A 17,952-nucleotide genomic window follows, 5' to 3' on the forward strand; every position below is an offset into this window, starting at 1 on the left:
GCAAATGACTGGATAAATTCAGCAGTTCCTAGGAACATTGGCTATACGCATTGGTGCTTGGCTGAAAGTGCATTGAAAAAACAGCAGCCTTCAGAATTTGTTTCACACATGAAAGAGGCAATTTTGTTAACCAAGGAAGCTATTAGTCGTGCTGAGCCTGTTCGAGAGCGTAAGAACGAGCAACGTAAGGGGTTAAACAACATAACATATTTTGTGATGCGTGTTATGGAGCAACAAGAAAAAGGGATACCTAAGCTTGCCTCCAAGGTAATCCTTAAGAAATATATCACGGCCCTGGAAGACATCATGAAACCAATGGATGGGGGTGTGGTTGATGTTTTTGCCCTAGATACACTTGCTTGGGCACACGGTTTTCTGGGGAATGTCCAAAAACGCGACGAAATGCAAATGAAAACGGCTAAGGCAGTCTACGAACTTGCACAACGTAATGCAAATGAGCAAATAGTTACCTTTTCCAATTTAAAAACCTTTTTGAGGAAAGACTTGCATGACATTGTTAACGGTGTCGCTGCAATTCTAAACCCTAGTTTAGCGGGAACGCCTTAGTTTTGATCAACTTTTCAGTAAAACAACAATGCACTGAACAACACATTGTGATTGGCCTTATCAGTTATCCGTGCAATATTAGAACCAAGCTTTCATCAATATCCGGATCAAGCTTTAAGTGGAGGATTATGGAATGACCTTCAAACCTAATGGGGGAGACTGAGCTCATTTGAGTTCCTTTTAGTAATCAATAACTGCGGTAGGTACAGAGTGCTGCCGCAGTTTTTTGACTCTGGTTCAGTACTCCTTCACCCCCCACCTCAAAGAGTATGGTCCTCTCGGAGTTACGGGAACAGTTTACCAAACCTCCGAGCTCTAAAACCGTCGTCACTTTTGCCCCCCTTAAACGTAACCATAGGGTGTTCAGAATGCAAACGTTCTACTCGCGCCAGTGTGCTGCGCCGTGGATGGCTTCGGCGCTGCGCTTCTCGCCATGACGTTCTTTTTTTCGTCATCGCGAGCTCCCATAGGGGGCGTGGCGATCCAGCGGTGGGCAGCGCCCTCGTCCTCGGTTACGGCGTCAGTTTACCAAGCTCACCCAAACCCGGACACCGTAACCCATCATCTCACCAAGCCCTCCACGATGAGGACGGCTTTTTCGGGTTTGGGGAAGGTGGATGCGATTTAATGGGTGCTGTTTTTGATCGCGTGGGCTTTTTCCACCAGCAGGTCCATCAGCGCCAGCAACACGCCCGAAACCACGAACGTGATGTGGATGATCAGCATCGAATACAGCGTTTCTTTTGACGTCTGCTCGATGGCCATGAAGGTGCGCAAAAGTTGAATGCCGGAAATGGCCACGATGGACGCAAGCAATTTGAGCTTGAGGCCGGAGAAGTCGACCTTGCCCATCCAGTCGGGCCGGTCTTCGTGCTCTCCGGTGTCAATCTTGGACACAAAATTCTCATATCCGGCGAAAATCACCATCAGCAGCAGATTGCCCGCCAGCGACAGATCGATCAGCGTCAGCACCGCCAGGATGACCGCGTTCTCGCTCATGGTGAACACGGCTGGCGCAACGTGGATCAACTCTTGGGAAAACTTCACCAAAAGCATCGCCAAAGCCACCACCAACCCCAAATAAAACGGCGCCATGATCCATCGGCTGGCGAAAATCAGACGTTCGAGATTGCGTTCGATCATGATGGGAGTGTCCTTCGCGTGGAGAGTATGATGTGAAGGCAGTAAATAATCTCGGTATTTGAAAACGCAATACGCCATAGATAATTTACCGCTCTGTGCGTCAAAGCGTGGCGTCCTGGATCGCTTTGGCGCTTTGCTTCGCGCCATGACGGGCTGGGGGGCAGGAGAGGTAAACCATTTATCCCCCACCCCAAAGAGTATGTTCTTGTCCGGGGCGGGTGTGGTAGAACTCCTCAACTTAATTTTCTCATAAATAATCGCTTTACGGGGGTAGACACCATGACCGCACGCCGCACTTTGATCGCTGGCAATTGGAAGATGAACGGCTTGAGCGCGGACGCGAAGGCGTTGGCGGGGGGCTTGGCGGAGAAGTTGAAGGCTGCGGGCGAGGTGAATTTTGAAATGTTGGTGTGTCCGCCGGCCATCATGATCCCCGTTGTGGCAGCCGCCATTTCGGGTTCGACCATGCAGTTGGGTGGTCAAGACAATCACATGAACGAAAAGGGTGCGCACACCGGCGATACCTCGGCAGCGATGCTGAAAGACGCGGGTTGCGGCTATGCCATCGTCGGCCATTCCGAACGCCGCACCGATCATGGCGAAAGCGATGAGGTGGTGAAGGCCAAGGCGGCTGCGGCCCAGGCCAACGGCTTGGTGGCCGTGGTGTGCATCGGCGAAACTGAAGCCCAGCGCGACGCGGGCAAGACCTTGGACGTTAACGGTTCGCAAATTGCCGGTTCCGTGCCCGATGGTTCGACTTCAGCCAACACCGTGATCGCTTATGAGCCGGTTTGGGCCATTGGCACCGGACGCACGCCGACCAGCGCTGAAGTGCAAGACGTGCACGCCTTTATCCGCGCCGAATTGGCGAAAAAGATCGGCCAGGCGGAAGCGGACAAAACCCGAATTCTCTATGGCGGTTCCATGAATCCAAAAAATGCCAAAGAACTGTTGGCCCTGGCCGACGTGGACGGCGGCTTGATCGGCGGCGCCAGTTTGAAGGTCGACGACTTCTGGGCGGTCGCCCAAAGCGCCTAGGTTAGGTGCCTCGTTTGACGCCGAAAGGGTAAGTTTTCTCTAGCCAAAGCGGCTTTTTGGGACTACATACGGCGCAACGCAATAAAAGAGCCTGAGGATCGCCTCAGGCTCTTGCTTATGACTCTTTCATTGGAATTGAAGATATGCTCACCGTTTTGCTTGTCGTCCACGTCCTCGTTACCATCGCTTTGATTGGCATCGTTTTGGTGCAAAAAAGTGAAGGCGGCGCCTTGGGTATTGGTGGCGGCGGCGGTGGCGGCGGCATGGGTGGTTTCATGACCGGACGCGAAACTGCGAACCTGCTGACCCGCACCACGGCGATCCTGGCGACCTTGTTCATGACCTTGAGTTTGGCCATCGCCATCGTCACCGGCGCGAACAAAGAACCGACCTCAATTCTCGATTCGGCACCAACTCCGGTTCAATCGGCCCCGGCACCTGTTGCTCCCGAGGTTCCCGCAGAGCCTGTAGCACCCACCGCGCCGGTCGCAGAATAGTCAAGAAATCCGGGGGTCTCACCCCATGAGCCCAGCACTTCGAGGGGGGCGGCAAACAGATGCCGCCTCTTTCGTTTTACACGCCTTCAAACTTGGATATATTGAGCTTCCATGACCAGGTACATTTTCATCACCGGCGGCGTGGTTTCCTCACTCGGAAAAGGGTTGGCTTCTGCCGCCTTGGGCGCAGCGCTTCAGGCGCGCGGCTACAGCGTGCGTTTGCGCAAGCTTGACCCCTATATCAACGTCGATCCCGGCACCATGAGCCCCTATCAGCACGGCGAAGTCTTCGTTACCGACGACGGTGCCGAAACGGACCTGGATTTGGGCCATTACGAGCGCTTCACCTGCGTGAACGCGCGCCAATCGGACAACGTCACCACCGGACGGGTGTATTCGGAAGTCATCAGTAAGGAACGCCGTGGCGACTATCTGGGCGCAACCGTGCAGGTCATTCCCCATATCACCGACAGCATCAAGAATTTCGTGCTCAGTCATGAGGGCGATGAAGACTTTATGCTGATCGAAATCGGCGGCACGGTGGGCGATATCGAAAGCCTGCCATTCTTGGAAGCCATCCGCCAGTTGGGCAATGAACTGGGTCGCGCGCGCGCGATGTATATCCATCTGACGCTGCTGCCCTACATTCCCACCGCGGGCGAGTTGAAAACCAAACCGACCCAGCATTCGGTCAAAGAATTGCTGTCGGTGGGCATCAAGGCCGATTTGCTGATGTGTCGCGCCGATCGCGACATTCCCGAAGGCGAACGTAAGAAAATCGCGCTGTTTTGCAACGTGGCGGCGGATGCGGTTATTCCCGCCCTGGACGTCGCCAGCATTTATCAGGTGCCCATCAGCTATCACGAACAGGGTTTGGACGAACAGGTGTGCAAGCATTTTGGCATCACCGACGCGCCCGCACCGGATTTGTCGCGCTGGCAAGACATTGTCGATCGCGTCACCAACCCCGAAGGCGAAGTCACCATCGCCATCGTCGGCAAGTATGTTGAATTGTTGGACGCCTATAAATCCTTGGCCGAAGCGCTCACCCATGGCGGCATCGTCAACACCGTTAAGGTGAAGATGGAATGGATCGACGCGGGCATCTTTGAAGAAGATGAACAGTCTGTGGTTCATCATCTGCAAGGCGTGCACGGCATTTTGGTGCCGGGCGGCTTTGGCGAACGCGGCACCGAGGGCAAAATCAAGGCGGTGCAATTCGCTCGCGAACACAACATCCCGTATTTCGGCATCTGTTTGGGCATGCAAGTCGCCGTGATCGAAGCGGCGCGCCATACGGCGGGGATCAAGGGCGCGGGTTCGACCGAAATGGGCAATCCTAAGGAGCCGGTCGTCGGCATGATGACGGAATGGGCCAAGGCGGGCGATTTGGAAAAGCGCGCCAAAGATGGCGATTTGGGCGGTACCATGCGCTTGGGCGCGTATGACTGCGTTCTCAAAGAAGGCACCAAGGCCTATGATATTTATGGCTCGACCAGCATTTCCGAGCGCCATCGTCATCGTTATGAAGTAAACACAGCTTATATGGAACGCCTGGAAGCGGCAGGACTGGTGTTTTCCGGCATGTCGCCCGATGGCGTGTTGCCGGAAATCGTCGAATGGCCGAACCATCCGTGGTTCGTTGCGGTGCAGTTCCACCCGGAGCTTAAATCGCGCCCGTTTGAACCGCATCCGCTGTTCGTGTCGTTTATCGAAGCCGCCGTGCATCAGGCGCGCTTGGTGTAGTGTTACGGCTTAAAATGCCGCAGAGGCTCGGCCTCTTAAGTCTGAATGGAAAAAGATGATCCAAAACCGCGTCAACGTTGGAAATGTAACTTTTGGCAATGATTTGCCGTTGGCGTTGATCGCCGGACCGTGCCAGATGGAAAGCCGGGATCATGCCATGGAAATGGCGGCGGCGTGCCAGGAACTGACGGCCAAGCTGGGCATTGGCTTTATCTTTAAAACCTCATACGACAAAGCCAACCGGACGTCCTTGGGCGGTGTGCGCGGTTTGGGGCTGGCCAAGGCCATGGATGTGTTCGCCGACATCAAAGCCACCTTAAACGTCCCGGTGCTGACCGACGTGCATGAAATTGAGCACTGTAAAATCGCCGCAGAAGTCGTCGACGTGCTGCAAATTCCGGCATTCTTGTGCCGCCAAACCGACCTGTTGGTCGCCGCGGCCCAAACGGGCAAAGTCGTGAATGTCAAAAAGGGTCAGTTTTTGGCCCCGTGGGACATGAAAAATGTGGTCGCCAAAATCACCGACAGCGGCAATCGCAATGTCATGATTACGGAACGCGGCACCAGTTTTGGCTACAACACCTTGGTCACCGATATGCGCGGTCTGCCGCAGATGGCGGCGGACACGGGCATGCCGATTATTTTTGACGCCACCCATTCGGTGCAACAGCCGGGCGGGCAGGGCGGATCAAGCGGTGGAGATCGCCGCTTTGCGCCCGTGTTGGCACGGGCCGCCGTTGCGGTGGGCGTGGCGGGCGTCTTTATCGAAACCCACCAAGACCCAGACAACGCCCCGTCTGACGGGCCAAACATGATTCCCCTGCGTGAATTATCGGGCGTTCTGGAAACATTGCTTGCGATTGATCGGGTGGCAAAAGCGCATCCGGTATCGCTCTAACGATTGATAGGAAGAGGATAGCTAACAGATGACGGCCATTGTCGACATTTTCGGTCGCGAAATTTTGGACAGTCGCGGCAATCCCACCGTTGAGGTGGATGTGATTTTGGAAAGTGGCGCATCGGGTCGTGCGGGCGTACCTTCGGGGGCTTCGACGGGTGCGCATGAAGCTGTTGAGCTGCGCGATGGAGACGCCAAGCGATTTGGCGGCAAGGGCGTTTTGATGGCGTGTGAAAGCGTCAACGGCGAACTGTCTGATGCCATCATTGGCATGGACGCCGAAGAACAATTGCTCATTGACCGCACCATGATCGAATTGGATGGCACCGACAACAAAAGCCGCCTGGGGGCCAACGCGATTTTGGGTGTGTCCCTGGCCGTGGCTAAGGCCGCAGCCGAAGAAGCCGCTTTGCCGCTGTACGCTTACTTAGGCGGTCCCAACGCGCATATCCTGCCGACCCCGATGATGAACATCATCAACGGTGGCCAGCACGCCGACAACCCCATCGACTTTCAAGAATTTATGATTATGCCCGTGGGTGCAGAGACGCTTGCCGACGCGGTGCGCATGGGCTCGGAAGTTTTTCATCAGCTCAAAAAGGGCCTGTCGGCGGCCGGACACAACACCAACGTGGGGGATGAAGGCGGGTTCGCGCCGGGCGTCGCCAGCACCGATGAAGCCATTGGCTTTGTGTTGAAAGCCATCGAAAGTGCGGGCTATACGCCGGGTGACGACGTGATGTTGGCCCTGGATGCGGCATCGACGGAATTTTATCGCGACGGCAAGTATCACATCACCGGCGAAGGCAAAGTGCTGGGTTCGGACGAAATGGTTCGTTACTTGGAAGCCTTGGTCGGTCAATACCCCATTTTCTCCATCGAAGACGGCATGGCCGAAGACGATTGGGACGGTTGGAAGACGTTGAACGATACCCTTGGCTCCAAATGTCAGCTGGTGGGCGACGACTTGTTCGTCACCAACCCGGTGCGTTTGGCCAAAGGCATCAAGCAGGGCGTTGCCAACTCCATCTTGATCAAGGTGAACCAAATCGGCACCCTGTCGGAAACATTGGAAGCTGTGGACATGGCTCATCGGGCGGGCTGGACATCAGTCATTTCGCACCGTTCCGGCGAAACCGAAGACAACACCATTGCCGACATTGCGGTTGCGACCAATTCGGGTCAGATCAAAACCGGTTCGCTGTCGCGCTCGGATCGCATGGCCAAATATAACCAGCTCATGCGCATCGAAGAAGAACTGGACCCCATCGGTAAATACGCAGGACGATCCATTTTGCGTTCGCGCTGAGTTTTTTATACAAAAAAACGGCCCCCTGTAATTGGGGGCCGTTTTTTGTTAGGTTGGCAGACGCTAAAATTTTAGAGAGCCATGATCCAAAATGAATAAAAAATACCTGATTGCGGTGGCCGCGTTGATCACGCTGTCGTTTGTTGTGTTCAACGTCTACGAATCATCGACAGGTGAGTTTAAGTGCTCAAATACCCAGGCCGTGATTTTGGACAAGGAAAGTAAAGTCCTTGACCCAACTCATCCCGCCTTTGAAGACAGACAGCGCCAAAAAATCCTCACGATGACCAAATACTGCACGATTTATGCGGATCAATGCAGCACGTTTGCGTCGGAACAATCGCAACGGGTGCAAGAAATCTGCAAGGCCTATCCTTAAATACACTCTCAAACCGCCCCAAAATCTTATGGAGTTTGCTGTGATGATGAAGCGTCTTGTCGGTCCGACGTTAGCGGCTATAACATTCACCGGGCTGGCCGTTCTGGCGGGACCGACGGTTGCCTTGGATTGGGGCGGTGCGCTGAAGGGTGCCCTGGATACGGTGACGCAGGACAAGGCATCGGGCACGGGCACGAGTGCGCGTGCTGGCACGGGTGCCGCTCTGGGGCTATCGACCCAAGAGTTGACGGCCGGGTTGAAGGAAGCTTTGCGGGTGGGGGCTGATACCGTAGCCAAACAATTGGGGGCCATTGATGGTTTTAACTCTGATCCCACTGTACACATTCCTTTGCCCAAAGAACTTCAAGCCGTGCGCTCGACCTTGTCGCGCATTGGTTTGGCAAGTTTAGCCGATGAGGTTGAAATTAAGCTCAATCGCGGTGCGGAAGCAGCCATGCCTCAGGCCAAAAAACTGGTCGTGGACGCAATTGCCGCCATGAGTTTAGAAGACGCCAAAGCCATCTTCAATGGCCCCAAAGATGCCGCCACACAATACTTTCGCCGGGTCTCTGGCCCGGGCTTGGAGAAAACGGTGGCGCCCGTGATCAACCAGACCCTTCAAGATGTCGGCGCGATTGCAGCCTACGACCAATTGGTCGGCCAATACAGCACGCTGCCTTTTGTGCTAGACTTAAAAGCCGACCTAACGGCCCATGCCACCCGCTTGGCCTTGGACGGTTTGTTTTTGTATTTGGCCCAAGAAGAAGCTGCCATCCGCGAAAACCCCGCCAAGCGCAGCAGTGAAATTCTGGCCAAGGTTTTCGGCGCCCATTGAGGATGTCTGAGGTGTATACTCAGGCTGAAATGGTGTTATGATTCAGACCTGATCCAGGCATGATGTGGCGTTTGTTGTTTTGTTGACTAAACTGAAAACACCGGAGACCCGAGACCGTGAGCCGATTAACACGACAATCGATCAACCAACGGCTTTTGGCTGGTGGTTTTTTGTTGATGGTCGTCTTGATGGTGGTTTTGGGCGTGGGGGCGCAGCGTGCGGCCCGAACCCTCAGTGAAGTCACGTCAGATCTCTACAATCACCCCTATACCGTCAGCACAGCGTTGCTCAAAGCCAATGCCGGCATTATTGCGATGCAGGGTTACATGAAAGATGTGACGTTAGCGCAAACGCCATTTGACTTGAGTAACGCCGTCGCGAACGTGGATCGCAATGAAAAAGACGTTCTCAAACAGTTCGATATCGCCGAAGAGCGGTTCTTGGGCGACCCCGTGCTGATCATTGAGGCGCGGCGTGTTTTTGAAAACTGGAAAGGCGTGCGCAACGAGACCATCAATTTGGTGATAGCAGGCTATTCGGGAACCGCCGCCGCGCTGACCAAAGAACGTGGGGCCGCGTACGTTTCCGGCATGTCGTTGATTATGGACAACCTGCTTTTGCAGGTGCAAGCCAAGGCCACCGAATTCATTGCCCACAGCGAAGAAGAACGCGCCAACTCTCAACGCTTCATCACCATTTTGATGGTGTCCGTTGTGGTCATCGGCATTTTTGTGGCGACGTTTGTTTATCTCAAAATTCGCCAAGGGGCGCGTGAATTGATGCGGGCGAATAGCTTGATGTATGGGGTGGTCAATGGCTCACCCGATGCGATGCTGCTTCAAGAAGGGGAGCACTATATCGATTGCAATCCGGCGTCGCTGTCGATGATCGGCTTCAAAAGACCCATCGACATATACAATGCGCGCCCCGCCGACCTTTCCCCACCCTTCCAAGCGGATGGTCGTCCTTCTGTAGAAAAGGCGGCCGAGTATATTGAAGAGGCGAGAGAAAAGGGCAGCAAGCGTTATGAATGGCTTCATAAGCGCGCAAACGGGGAGGTCTTCCCCGTTGAAGTTCTGTTGACGGCCTTAGATTTTGAAGGTCGTGATTTGCTGCATGTGGTGTGGCGCGATATTACGGAACGCAAACAGGCTGAGACCCAATTGCGCATTGCCAAAGAAGACGCCGAAATGGCCAACCGAGCCAAATCGGAGTTTTTGGCTTCTATGAGCCATGAACTGCGCACGCCGCTGAATGCGGTGATCGGTTTTGCCCAGATGATCAAGTTCGATCCGAAAAGTGATCTCAAAGCGCGTCAGATTGAATACCTTGATCACATTGAAGAAGGCGGCACCCACTTGCTGCGTCTGATCAATGATATTTTGGACTTGTCCAAGGTCGAAGCGTATCAAACCGAATTGTACTTGACCGATATGAAGGTCTTTGACGCGGTTGAAAGCTGCGTTGCTTTGAGTGTGCCGTTGGGCTTGGCGCGAAAGATTGAAATCGAAAACACAATTGTCGATGAAGCGCCCATTGTGCTGCGCACGGACCCGATCCGGTTTAAGCAAGTTTTTCTGAACCTGCTGTCCAATGCCATCAAATACAACAAAATTGGCGGTTCCGTGAAGGTGCGCGGAGACATAACGGAAGATGGTTTTTATCGTATTTCGGTGACCGACACGGGGGTCGGCATTTCAGAAGAAGACTATCCGGGGCTATTTTTGATGTTTCACCGTCTTGGCGCCAATCCGTTGATTTCCAGCGAAGGCACTGGCATTGGCCTGGCGGTGACAAAGTTCTTGGTTGAACGCATGGCGGGACGCATCGGTGTCGAAAGCATCGTGGGCGAGGGGAGTACATTTTGGTTTGAACTGCCCTTGGCGTCCAATTCGGATGTGGTGATTTGGGATGATGAATTGCGCGTTGGTGTCGATGCCTTGGATAAAGATCATCAGGTGATTATCGCCTTGATGAACAGAACCGCTCATACGTCGCTGGATCAGCAAGAGCTTGATCTTGTGGTTAAGGAACTGGTCGAATACACCCATTATCACTTCAAACGTGAAGAAGCGCTGATGCAAAGCTTTCAGTATCCGGGTTTGAAAGAGCATCGCGCTCAACACCGCGATTTGATCACGCATGTGAACGCCTTAGCCAAAAAATGGCGGAAAAATCACGATCCTGAATTGCTTCTTGATCTTCGAAATTTTCTGCGTGAATGGTGGATCGGTCACATCGTATCGGTGGATATCGACATTCGTGAATTCGTTCCCGTTGAGCATGGCGCCGTGCGTGACGTTCTTGACTCCATCAAATAATGGTGTTTTCACAGCTTTCTGTGAGAATCATTTCCCAATGCTTGTAAGCGTGCTAGAGTCCTTTTGCGCCAAAGGGATAGGGGAGACCATCCATGTTTGAAGCCGTTGAGTTGGGCCACGCCGTCAGCAAAGCCGATTACAATGCTGAGGTACCCAAGTTACGGGAGCAGCTGTTGGACATTCAGTTTGAACTGGGTGACAAAAAGCCATTTCCGGTGATTTTGATCATTTCCGGCGTGGATGGCGCGGGCAAAGGCGAAACCGTCAACACGCTCAATTTTTGGATGGACCCGCGCAACATCCATGCGCACGCCATGGCCGATCCCAGTGATGAAGAGCTTGAGCGCCCGGCCATGTGGCGCTATTGGCGCAAATTGCCGCCGCGCGGCTCAATTGGGGTGTTTTTTGGCTCTTGGTACAGCCATCCCATGCGCATGCACATCGACGGTGGCAAAAGCATCGATTATCTGGACAGTTATCTGGACGACTTTCTGCGCTTTGAACGTATGTTGGCGGACGAAGGGGCACTGATTCTTAAGTTTTGGCTGCACTTGTCCAAGGATGATCTGAAAAAGCGTTTGAGCCAATTGGACAAAGACAAAGCCACCACATGGCGGGTCGGGAAAAAAGAATGGGATCGCTATGATCGCTATGATGATTTGCGCCCGGTGGCCGAGCACGTTCTGCGTCGCACCTCGACCGGACATGCGCCCTGGATCGTGGTCGAAAGTGCGGACGAAAAATACAGAAACTTGACCGTTGCCAAAACCTTGCTCAAAGCTGTAAAGGCGCGCCTGGAAACAGGTGCCAAGCCCATTGCGGCTTCCGTGCCGGTGCAAGCCTTGGATCACGGCGATGGCATCAATCTTTTGAACACACTGGATTACTCCAAGTCTTTAGATAAAAAGATCTACAAAGAGCAGCTTGAGCATTATCAAGGGCGCTTGAACAAGCTGTGTCGCTCCAAAAAATTCCGCAACCATTCGATTGTTGCCGTGTTCGAAGGCAATGACGCCGCAGGCAAAGGCGGTTCCATTCGCCGCGTCATCGGGGCGATGGACAGTCGCATGTACAACATCATTCCCATTGCCGCGCCGACGGATGAGGAAAAGGCCCAGCCGTACCTGTGGCGGTTCTGGCGTCATCTGCCGGGGCGGGGTAAGGCGGTTATTTTTGACCGTTCTTGGTATGGCCGCGTGTTGGTGGAGCGGGTTGAGGGCTATTGTTCCCAAGCCGATTGGATGCGCGCCTATAGTGAGATCAACGACTTTGAAGAAGAAATGGCCCGTCACGGCATCATCGTCGTGAAATTCTGGCTGTCGATCACCGATGAAGAGCAGTTGGCGCGGTTTAAAGAACGCGAAGCCACCGGCTATAAGCGCTTTAAACTCACCGACGAAGATTGGCGCAACCGCGATAAGTGGGACGCGTATTCGAGTGCGGTGTGCGACATGGTCGAACGCACCTCTACCGAAATCGCACCGTGGACGGTGGTTGAAGCCAATTCCAAGTACTATGCCCGCATCAAGGTCTTGAAAACCCTGTGCAAACGCTTGGAGGCGGAGCTTTAATTACACCTTCTCCATCTTTCTGTGGGGCGGGGGCGGCAGCAACACCTGGACGTCGTCACCGGTATTGACCCAGCCGCCTTTTATGACGACGGCCATGACGCCTGCTTTGCGGATCAAATTGCCATCGATGTCTTTGTCCAATAGGGCTTGTCTCAGACCCGGTTGGAACGCGTCCAACTGGGTACAGGGGTTGCGCAACCCCGTCAGCTCAACTAAGGCGTCAGTCCCGATGTGAAGTCGGGTTCCCGTTGGCATGCCCAGCAAGTTTAGGCTGCGCGTCAAAATGTTTTCGCCGATATCACCGGCCTGGAGATCGAAACCTTTGGCTGCCAGCTCCTCGAAGAGTTCTGCGTGCACAAGATGAACTTGGCGCAGGTTCGGCTGCGTCGGGTCTTTTTTAACGCGTGAGCGGTGCTTGACCGTTAGTCCTGCGTGCGCGTCCCCTTCAACCCCCAAGCCCGCAAGCAGATGAATGTGCGTCTGTACGACCTTGGAGAACGCGTGACCAGGGTCCAACGCGACGGCCTCGACAGTGCCGCTGGGTGTTGAGAAGGGGGAGGGTGAGGTCAGGTTATCCATTATCCCCCCATCCCACCACAGACCTGTTTCGGTTTGATGACTGTGTTGATTCAGGCAGATGGAAGAAAGGTCAAAAACTTCATCATTTTTTAACTTGTTGTGACTCATAGTGAAGCGAATCGGCGAGAAGCGTCGCAGTTTTTTCACCAATCGACCAGAAGAAGGCTTGGTCATGGGGATTTTTCGAGAAGTCAAAGTCCGCGCAGGCCAGATCGCATGGCCGGTTATCGGCATGTCGGTGGTCGTGTATTTCGCCTATCACGCCGTTCAAGGTGATCGCGGCTTGTTGGCGCTTGGAAAATTGCGCGGCGAAGTTGACACCTTGCAGGCCGAAGTTCTCGATGTGCGCAATGCGCGTTTTGAGCTGGACGCCAAAGTCACCATGCTGCGGGTGGCCACCTTAGACCCGGATCTCTTGGAAGAACGCGCCCGCTTGTTGCTGGGGTACGGCCATGACGACGAGTTGGTCGTGATCTTGCGCCCCAATGACACCTCTGCCACTGCGCTGGCCGCATACAAACGCTAATCATCTGTTGTTCATTCGCGTGCCATCAGGCACCGTAGGCTCCTGCCCACTGATCGTTTAAGTAAACGGAGCCGTCATGACCCAATCCACCATTCCCGCCAAAGCCACCTACAGCGTGATCTTCGCCAACCAACGCACCAAAACCGATCCCAAGGGATACGCCAAGATGGCGGATCGCATGGTCGAGTTGGTGGCCCAACAGCCGGGCTGTTTGGGCTTTGACAGCGCCCGCGATGCCCGCGGTTTCGGCATTACGGTTTCGTATTGGGAAAGCTTGGAAGCCATTAAAGCCTGGCGTCATCACCCCGAGCACATGCAGGCCCAGGCGGATGGGCGCAACAAATGGTATGCTCATTACGATCTGCACATTGCCAAGATCGAACACAGTCATTCGTTCTCGCAAACCTGAGCCTCCCAAGCCATAGCCCTTCAAACTTGAGCTTGTAATGAGGGCTGCGCATTATTATTTCATGAAGGGTGATGAAATCGTAATGAATGTCACTTTTTTGGGTGTTTTGTGCAATACAAATTGCGCCGTTAATCAATTTCAAGTTAATCGCTAATAATCCTTTTAAATCAATATTTTAGCTTTGTTAATATCCCTTGCATGTCAGCCTGGGCACGGGTAAGGTTACATCACTTCGCCACATAAGAAGGTTCCGAGGCTGGTGTTCAAACGCCAGTGCCTCTTAAAGAACCCAGACTGCATACCCTTGATGTGTAGTGGCGTTCTTTTTGGTTATGGAGGTGACCTCATATGGCGAAAGCAACTCAGGCGAAAGCCGCCCCGGCGAATTCCACGGCAAAGCAAAATAAATCGACCGATGGTTCGGCCAAAAAAACGGCCCGTCGTCGTCCCGGCAAGGCCCAACCCCCAGCTTCTGCCGAAGACTTGCTGGGCTTTTATCGGGACATGCTGTTGATCCGGCGCTTTGAAGAAAAAGCCGGGCAATTGTACGGTATGGGTTTGATCGGCGGGTTCTGCCATTTGTACATCGGCCAAGAGGCTGTCGTCGCTGGCGTGCACGCCAACGCGTTGCCCCAAGACAGTGTCATCACCTCGTACCGCGATCACGGCCACATGCTGGCGTGCGGCATGCCGCCGGATGGTGTGATGGCGGAACTGACGGGGCGCGAAGGTGGGCTGTCCAAGGGCAAAGGCGGCTCCATGCACATGTTCAGCCGGGAAAAGAATTTTTATGGCGGCCACGGCATCGTCGGCGCGCAGGTGCCGCTGGGCACCGGCTTGGCGTTCGCGCACAAGTACAAAAAGGACGGCGGGGTTTGTTACACCTACTTCGGTGACGGCTCCGTCAACCAGGGCCAGGTTTATGAAAGCTTCAACATGGCGCAGCTGTGGAAGCTGCCGGTGTTGTACATCATTGAAAACAACAAATACGGCATGGGCACGTCTATTCAGCGTTCTTCTTCGACGACGGAATTGTATCAGCGCGGCTCCGCCCACGGCATTCCCGGCACCCAGGTCGATGGCATGGACGTCATCAAAGTGCGCGACGCCACCGCCGAAGCCTTGGAACACGTGCGCGGCGGAAAAGGCCCGTACATATTGGAAATGCTGACGTACCGTTATCGCGGCCATTCCATGTCCGATCCGGCGAAATACAGATCCAAAGACGAGGTGTCCAAGGTCCGCTCCGAACAAGATCCCATCGACAATCTACGGCAGATGATTTTGTCCACCAACGCCGCCGATGAAGCCACCTTGAAGGCCATCGACGGGGACATCAAAGCCATCGTCACCCACGCCGCCGATTTTGCCAAAGCCAGCCCCGAGCCCCAGTTGTCGGAACTCTACACCGACATCTTGGTCGAAGCTTGAGCGCAGGGAGGACTTACACATGCCCATTCAAATTTTGATGCCCGCCCTGTCGCCAACCATGACCGAGGGCAATCTCGCCAAGTGGAACGTTGCGGAAGGCGATACCATTTCCGCAGGTGACGTGATCTGCGAAATCGAAACCGACAAGGCCACCATGGAAGTGGAAGCCGTCGACGAAGGTGTGATGGGCAAAATCCTCATTCCCGGCGGGACCGAGGCCGTGGCCGTGAATGCGGTCATCGCTTTGTTGCTGGAAGAGGGCGAAGACAAAAGCGCCCTGGACATGGTGGAGATGGCCGGACAAACGCCAAAATCCAACCCGGCACCCGTTGCCACCGATTCACCCGCCATGGCCGCCCATGCGGACCCGGCACCTGTGTCGGCTCCAGCCGCCGCAGCGGAAATTCTGGAGCCCGAATACGACGGCCCAATGATCACCCAGACCTTGCGGGAATCCTTGCGTGACGCCATGGCCGAAGAAATGCGCCGCGACGACAGCGTGTTTTTGATGGGCGAAGAGGTCGCCCAGTATCAAGGCGCATACAAGGTGTCTCAGGGCTTGCTGGATGAATTTGGCGAAGACCGCATCATCGACACGCCGATCACCGAATACGGTTTTTCAGGTCTTGCGGTGGGCGCATCGTTTGCGGGCTTGAAACCGATTGTGGAGTTCATGACCTTTAACTTTTCCATGCAGGCCATCGACCACATTGTCAACTCGGCGGCCAAGACGCTCTATATGTCGGGCGGCCAGATGGGCAGCTCCATCGTGTTTCGTGGTGCCAACGGTGCGGCGTCCCGCGTCGGTGCGCAGCATTCCCAGTGTTTTGCCGCGTGGTACAGCCAAGTGCCGGGCTTGAAAGTTGTGGCCCCTTGGTCGGGTGCGGACGCAAAGGGCTTGCTGAAAGCCGCGATTCGCGACCCCAACCCGGTGGTGTTTTTGGAAAATGAACTGCTTTACGGCACCTCTTTCGAAGTCCCCGCAAGCGAAGACTTTGTTTTGCCCATCGGCAAGGCCAAGATTGAACGGACTGGCACCGACGTCACCATTACGGCATTTTCGCGCATGGTCGGCTTGGCCCTGGAAGCCGCTGAGCTGTTGGCTGCCGAGGGCATTTCCGCCGAAGTCATCAACCTGCGCACCATTCGCCCGTTGGATACAGGGACCATCATCAATTCGGTGAAAAAGACCAACCGCATCGTGTCGGTCGAAGAAGGCTGGCCGCAATCGGGCGTGGGTGCGGAAATCGTCGCCCAGGTGATGGAAAACGCGTTCGATTATTTGGACGCGCCAGTCGTGCGCGTGCATGGCGAAGACGTGCCGATGCCCTATGCCGCCAATCTTGAAGCGTTGACCTTGCCGACCCCTGAAAAAATCAAAGCGGCCGCGAAAGCGGTTTGCTACGCCTGAGCGGGAGAAAGAGCATGCCCATCGAAATCTTGATGCCTGCCTTGTCACCGACCATGACGGAAGGCAATTTGGCGAAATGGACCGTTGCTGAGGGCGACAAAGTCGCTGCGGGCGACGTCCTTTGCGAAATCGAAACCGACAAAGCGACCATGGAAGTGGAAGCGGTTGACGAAGGCGTTATCGGCAAAATCCTGGTCCCCGGCGGCACCGAAGCGGTGGCCGTGAACGCGCCCATTGCGCTGTTGTTGGAAGAGGGCGAAGACGCCTCGGCGTTGGAGGGCTTTAGCCCGTCTGCGGCGGCACCTGCTGCAGCGGCTCCGGCGGCGGCACCGGCTCCGGCTCAGGCACCTGCGGCTTCGGTTGCACCAGCTCCAGTGGCCCAGGCACCAGCAGGAACGCGGGTGTTTGCCTCACCGTTGGCGCGGCGCATTGCGGCTGACAAAGGTTTGGACATGGCCCAAGTTGCGGGCTCCGGCCCCCATGGGCGCATCGTCAAACGTGACGTCGACCAAGCGAAACCCGGTGCTAAGTCCGCACCAGCGGCGGCCTCGACACCTGCCACGTCTCCGGCCATCAGCGTCAATGATCCGGTGTTTGCCAACATGCCGGAATTCGAAGCTGTGCCCAATTCCAACATGCGCAAAATCATCGCCAAGCGTCTGACTGCGTCGGCCCGCGACATTCCGCACTTCAATCTGACGGTGGATGTGGAAATCGATAAATTGCTGGCTATTCGTAAAGACATCAACGGTCGCGAAGGCTCGCCTTATAAAATCTCCGTTAACGACTTTATCGTTAAGGCCTGTGCGGTGGCCTTGGTGCATGTGCCCGACTGCAACGTCGCCTTCACCGACGATGCCATTTTGCACTTTAAAAAGGTCGACATCGCCATCGCGGTGGCCATCGACGGCGGGCTGATCACACCCATCGTTAAGGATGCCGCATCCAAAGGCTTGGCAGCACTCTCAAACGAAGTCAAAGTGCTGGCGGGCAAAGCGCGCGACGGCAAGCTGGCCCCCGAAGAATTCCAGGGCGGCACCTTTACGGTGTCCAACTTGGGCATGTTCGGGGTGAAGGCGTTTAATTCCATCATCAATCCCCCCCAAGGCGGCATTTTGTCGGTGGGCGCGGGCGAACAGCGGGCCGTGGTGAAAAACGGCGAGCTGGCCATCGCCACGGTGGTGACGCTGACCTTGGCGGTCGATCATCGCTGCATCGACGGCGCAACCGGGGCGGCGTTTATCAAAGAACTCAAATCGCTGATCGAAGATCCGATCACGATGATGGTGTAG

17 protein-coding genes are annotated in these 17,952 nt (G+C 54.9%); 15 read left to right on the forward strand and 2 right to left on the reverse strand.

Annotation, left to right across the window (positions count from 1 at the left end):
* A partial coding sequence (locus BEN30_RS18515) for a hypothetical protein (RefSeq protein ID WP_170826925.1) occupies positions 1-567 on the forward strand: 567 nt, incomplete at its 5' end.
* A gap of 624 nt (positions 568-1,191) precedes the next feature.
* Here the strand turns inward: BEN30_RS18515 and BEN30_RS01290 are convergent.
* On the reverse strand, positions 1,192-1,710 hold the full coding sequence (locus BEN30_RS01290) for a TIGR00645 family protein (RefSeq protein ID WP_069956535.1): 519 nt from the start codon (positions 1,708-1,710) through the stop codon (positions 1,192-1,194).
* Between the two features lie 279 nt (positions 1,711-1,989).
* On the opposite strand from BEN30_RS01290, the gene tpiA reads away from it, so the two are divergent.
* From tpiA to pap, 9 genes are all read left to right on the forward strand, one after another.
* Positions 1,990-2,748, forward strand: a complete 759-nt coding sequence (gene tpiA / locus BEN30_RS01295; protein ID WP_069956536.1) for a triose-phosphate isomerase — start codon at positions 1,990-1,992, stop codon at positions 2,746-2,748.
* A 143-nt stretch (positions 2,749-2,891) separates the two neighbouring features.
* The gene (secG, locus tag BEN30_RS01300) at positions 2,892-3,245 is read left to right on the forward strand and encodes a preprotein translocase subunit SecG (RefSeq protein ID WP_069956537.1); all 354 of its coding nucleotides are present in this window, start codon (positions 2,892-2,894) and stop codon (positions 3,243-3,245) included.
* Positions 3,246-3,356: 111 nt separating this feature from the next.
* Positions 3,357-4,991 (forward strand): CTP synthase, encoded by a 1,635-nt coding sequence (locus BEN30_RS01305; RefSeq protein WP_069956538.1) that lies wholly within the window; start codon positions 3,357-3,359, stop codon positions 4,989-4,991.
* Between the two features lie 55 nt (positions 4,992-5,046).
* Positions 5,047-5,889 carry a 3-deoxy-8-phosphooctulonate synthase gene (kdsA, locus tag BEN30_RS01310; protein WP_069956539.1) on the forward strand — a complete coding sequence of 281 codons (843 nt, stop codon included), beginning with the start codon at positions 5,047-5,049 and terminating at the stop codon, positions 5,887-5,889.
* A 28-nt stretch (positions 5,890-5,917) separates the two neighbouring features.
* Complete coding sequence (eno, locus tag BEN30_RS01315) at positions 5,918-7,198, forward strand: phosphopyruvate hydratase (RefSeq protein ID WP_069956540.1); 1,281 nt, start codon at positions 5,918-5,920, stop codon at positions 7,196-7,198.
* A 91-nt stretch (positions 7,199-7,289) separates the two neighbouring features.
* The gene (locus tag BEN30_RS01320) at positions 7,290-7,577 is read left to right on the forward strand and encodes a hypothetical protein (protein WP_069956541.1); all 288 of its coding nucleotides are present in this window, start codon (positions 7,290-7,292) and stop codon (positions 7,575-7,577) included.
* A gap of 43 nt (positions 7,578-7,620) precedes the next feature.
* Positions 7,621-8,412 (forward strand): DUF4197 domain-containing protein, encoded by a 792-nt coding sequence (locus tag BEN30_RS01325; protein WP_170826926.1) that lies wholly within the window; start codon positions 7,621-7,623, stop codon positions 8,410-8,412.
* A gap of 116 nt (positions 8,413-8,528) precedes the next feature.
* A complete protein-coding gene (locus tag BEN30_RS01330; protein WP_139134791.1) occupies positions 8,529-10,733 on the forward strand; it encodes a bacteriohemerythrin in 2,205 nt (734 codons plus the stop codon).
* Positions 10,734-10,825: 92 nt separating this feature from the next.
* Entirely contained in the window at positions 10,826-12,304 is a 1,479-nt protein-coding gene (gene pap / locus BEN30_RS01335; protein ID WP_069956544.1) for a polyphosphate:AMP phosphotransferase, read from the forward strand.
* On the opposite strand, the gene BEN30_RS01340 is transcribed toward pap, so the two are convergent.
* Positions 12,305-12,883, reverse strand: coding sequence for an MOSC domain-containing protein (locus BEN30_RS01340; protein ID WP_069956588.1), 579 nt, complete (start codon positions 12,881-12,883; stop codon positions 12,305-12,307).
* Positions 12,884-13,055: 172 nt separating this feature from the next.
* Here BEN30_RS01340 and BEN30_RS01345 point away from each other — a divergent pair, with 172 nt between their 5' ends.
* The 5 genes from BEN30_RS01345 to BEN30_RS01365 all read left to right on the forward strand — a co-directional run bounded on the left by BEN30_RS01345 (position 13,056) and on the right by BEN30_RS01365 (position 17,952).
* Positions 13,056-13,409 (forward strand): FtsB family cell division protein, encoded by a 354-nt coding sequence (locus tag BEN30_RS01345; protein ID WP_069956589.1) that lies wholly within the window; start codon positions 13,056-13,058, stop codon positions 13,407-13,409.
* 76 nt (positions 13,410-13,485) lie between these two features.
* Positions 13,486-13,818: an antibiotic biosynthesis monooxygenase family protein gene (locus BEN30_RS01350; protein WP_069956545.1), complete on the forward strand. Its 333-nt coding sequence runs from the start codon at positions 13,486-13,488 to the stop codon at positions 13,816-13,818.
* Positions 13,819-14,166: 348 nt separating this feature from the next.
* Positions 14,167-15,249: a pyruvate dehydrogenase (acetyl-transferring) E1 component subunit alpha gene (pdhA, locus tag BEN30_RS01355; protein WP_084004893.1), complete on the forward strand. Its 1,083-nt coding sequence runs from the start codon at positions 14,167-14,169 to the stop codon at positions 15,247-15,249.
* Between the two features lie 19 nt (positions 15,250-15,268).
* Positions 15,269-16,660, forward strand: a complete 1,392-nt coding sequence (locus BEN30_RS01360; RefSeq protein WP_069956546.1) for a pyruvate dehydrogenase complex E1 component subunit beta — start codon at positions 15,269-15,271, stop codon at positions 16,658-16,660.
* Between the two features lie 14 nt (positions 16,661-16,674).
* Positions 16,675-17,952 carry a pyruvate dehydrogenase complex dihydrolipoamide acetyltransferase gene (locus BEN30_RS01365; RefSeq protein WP_069956547.1) on the forward strand — a complete coding sequence of 426 codons (1,278 nt, stop codon included), beginning with the start codon at positions 16,675-16,677 and terminating at the stop codon, positions 17,950-17,952.

The organism is Magnetovibrio blakemorei (genome assembly GCF_001746755.1).
Taxonomy (GTDB): Bacteria; Pseudomonadota; Alphaproteobacteria; order Rhodospirillales; family Magnetovibrionaceae; genus Magnetovibrio; species Magnetovibrio blakemorei.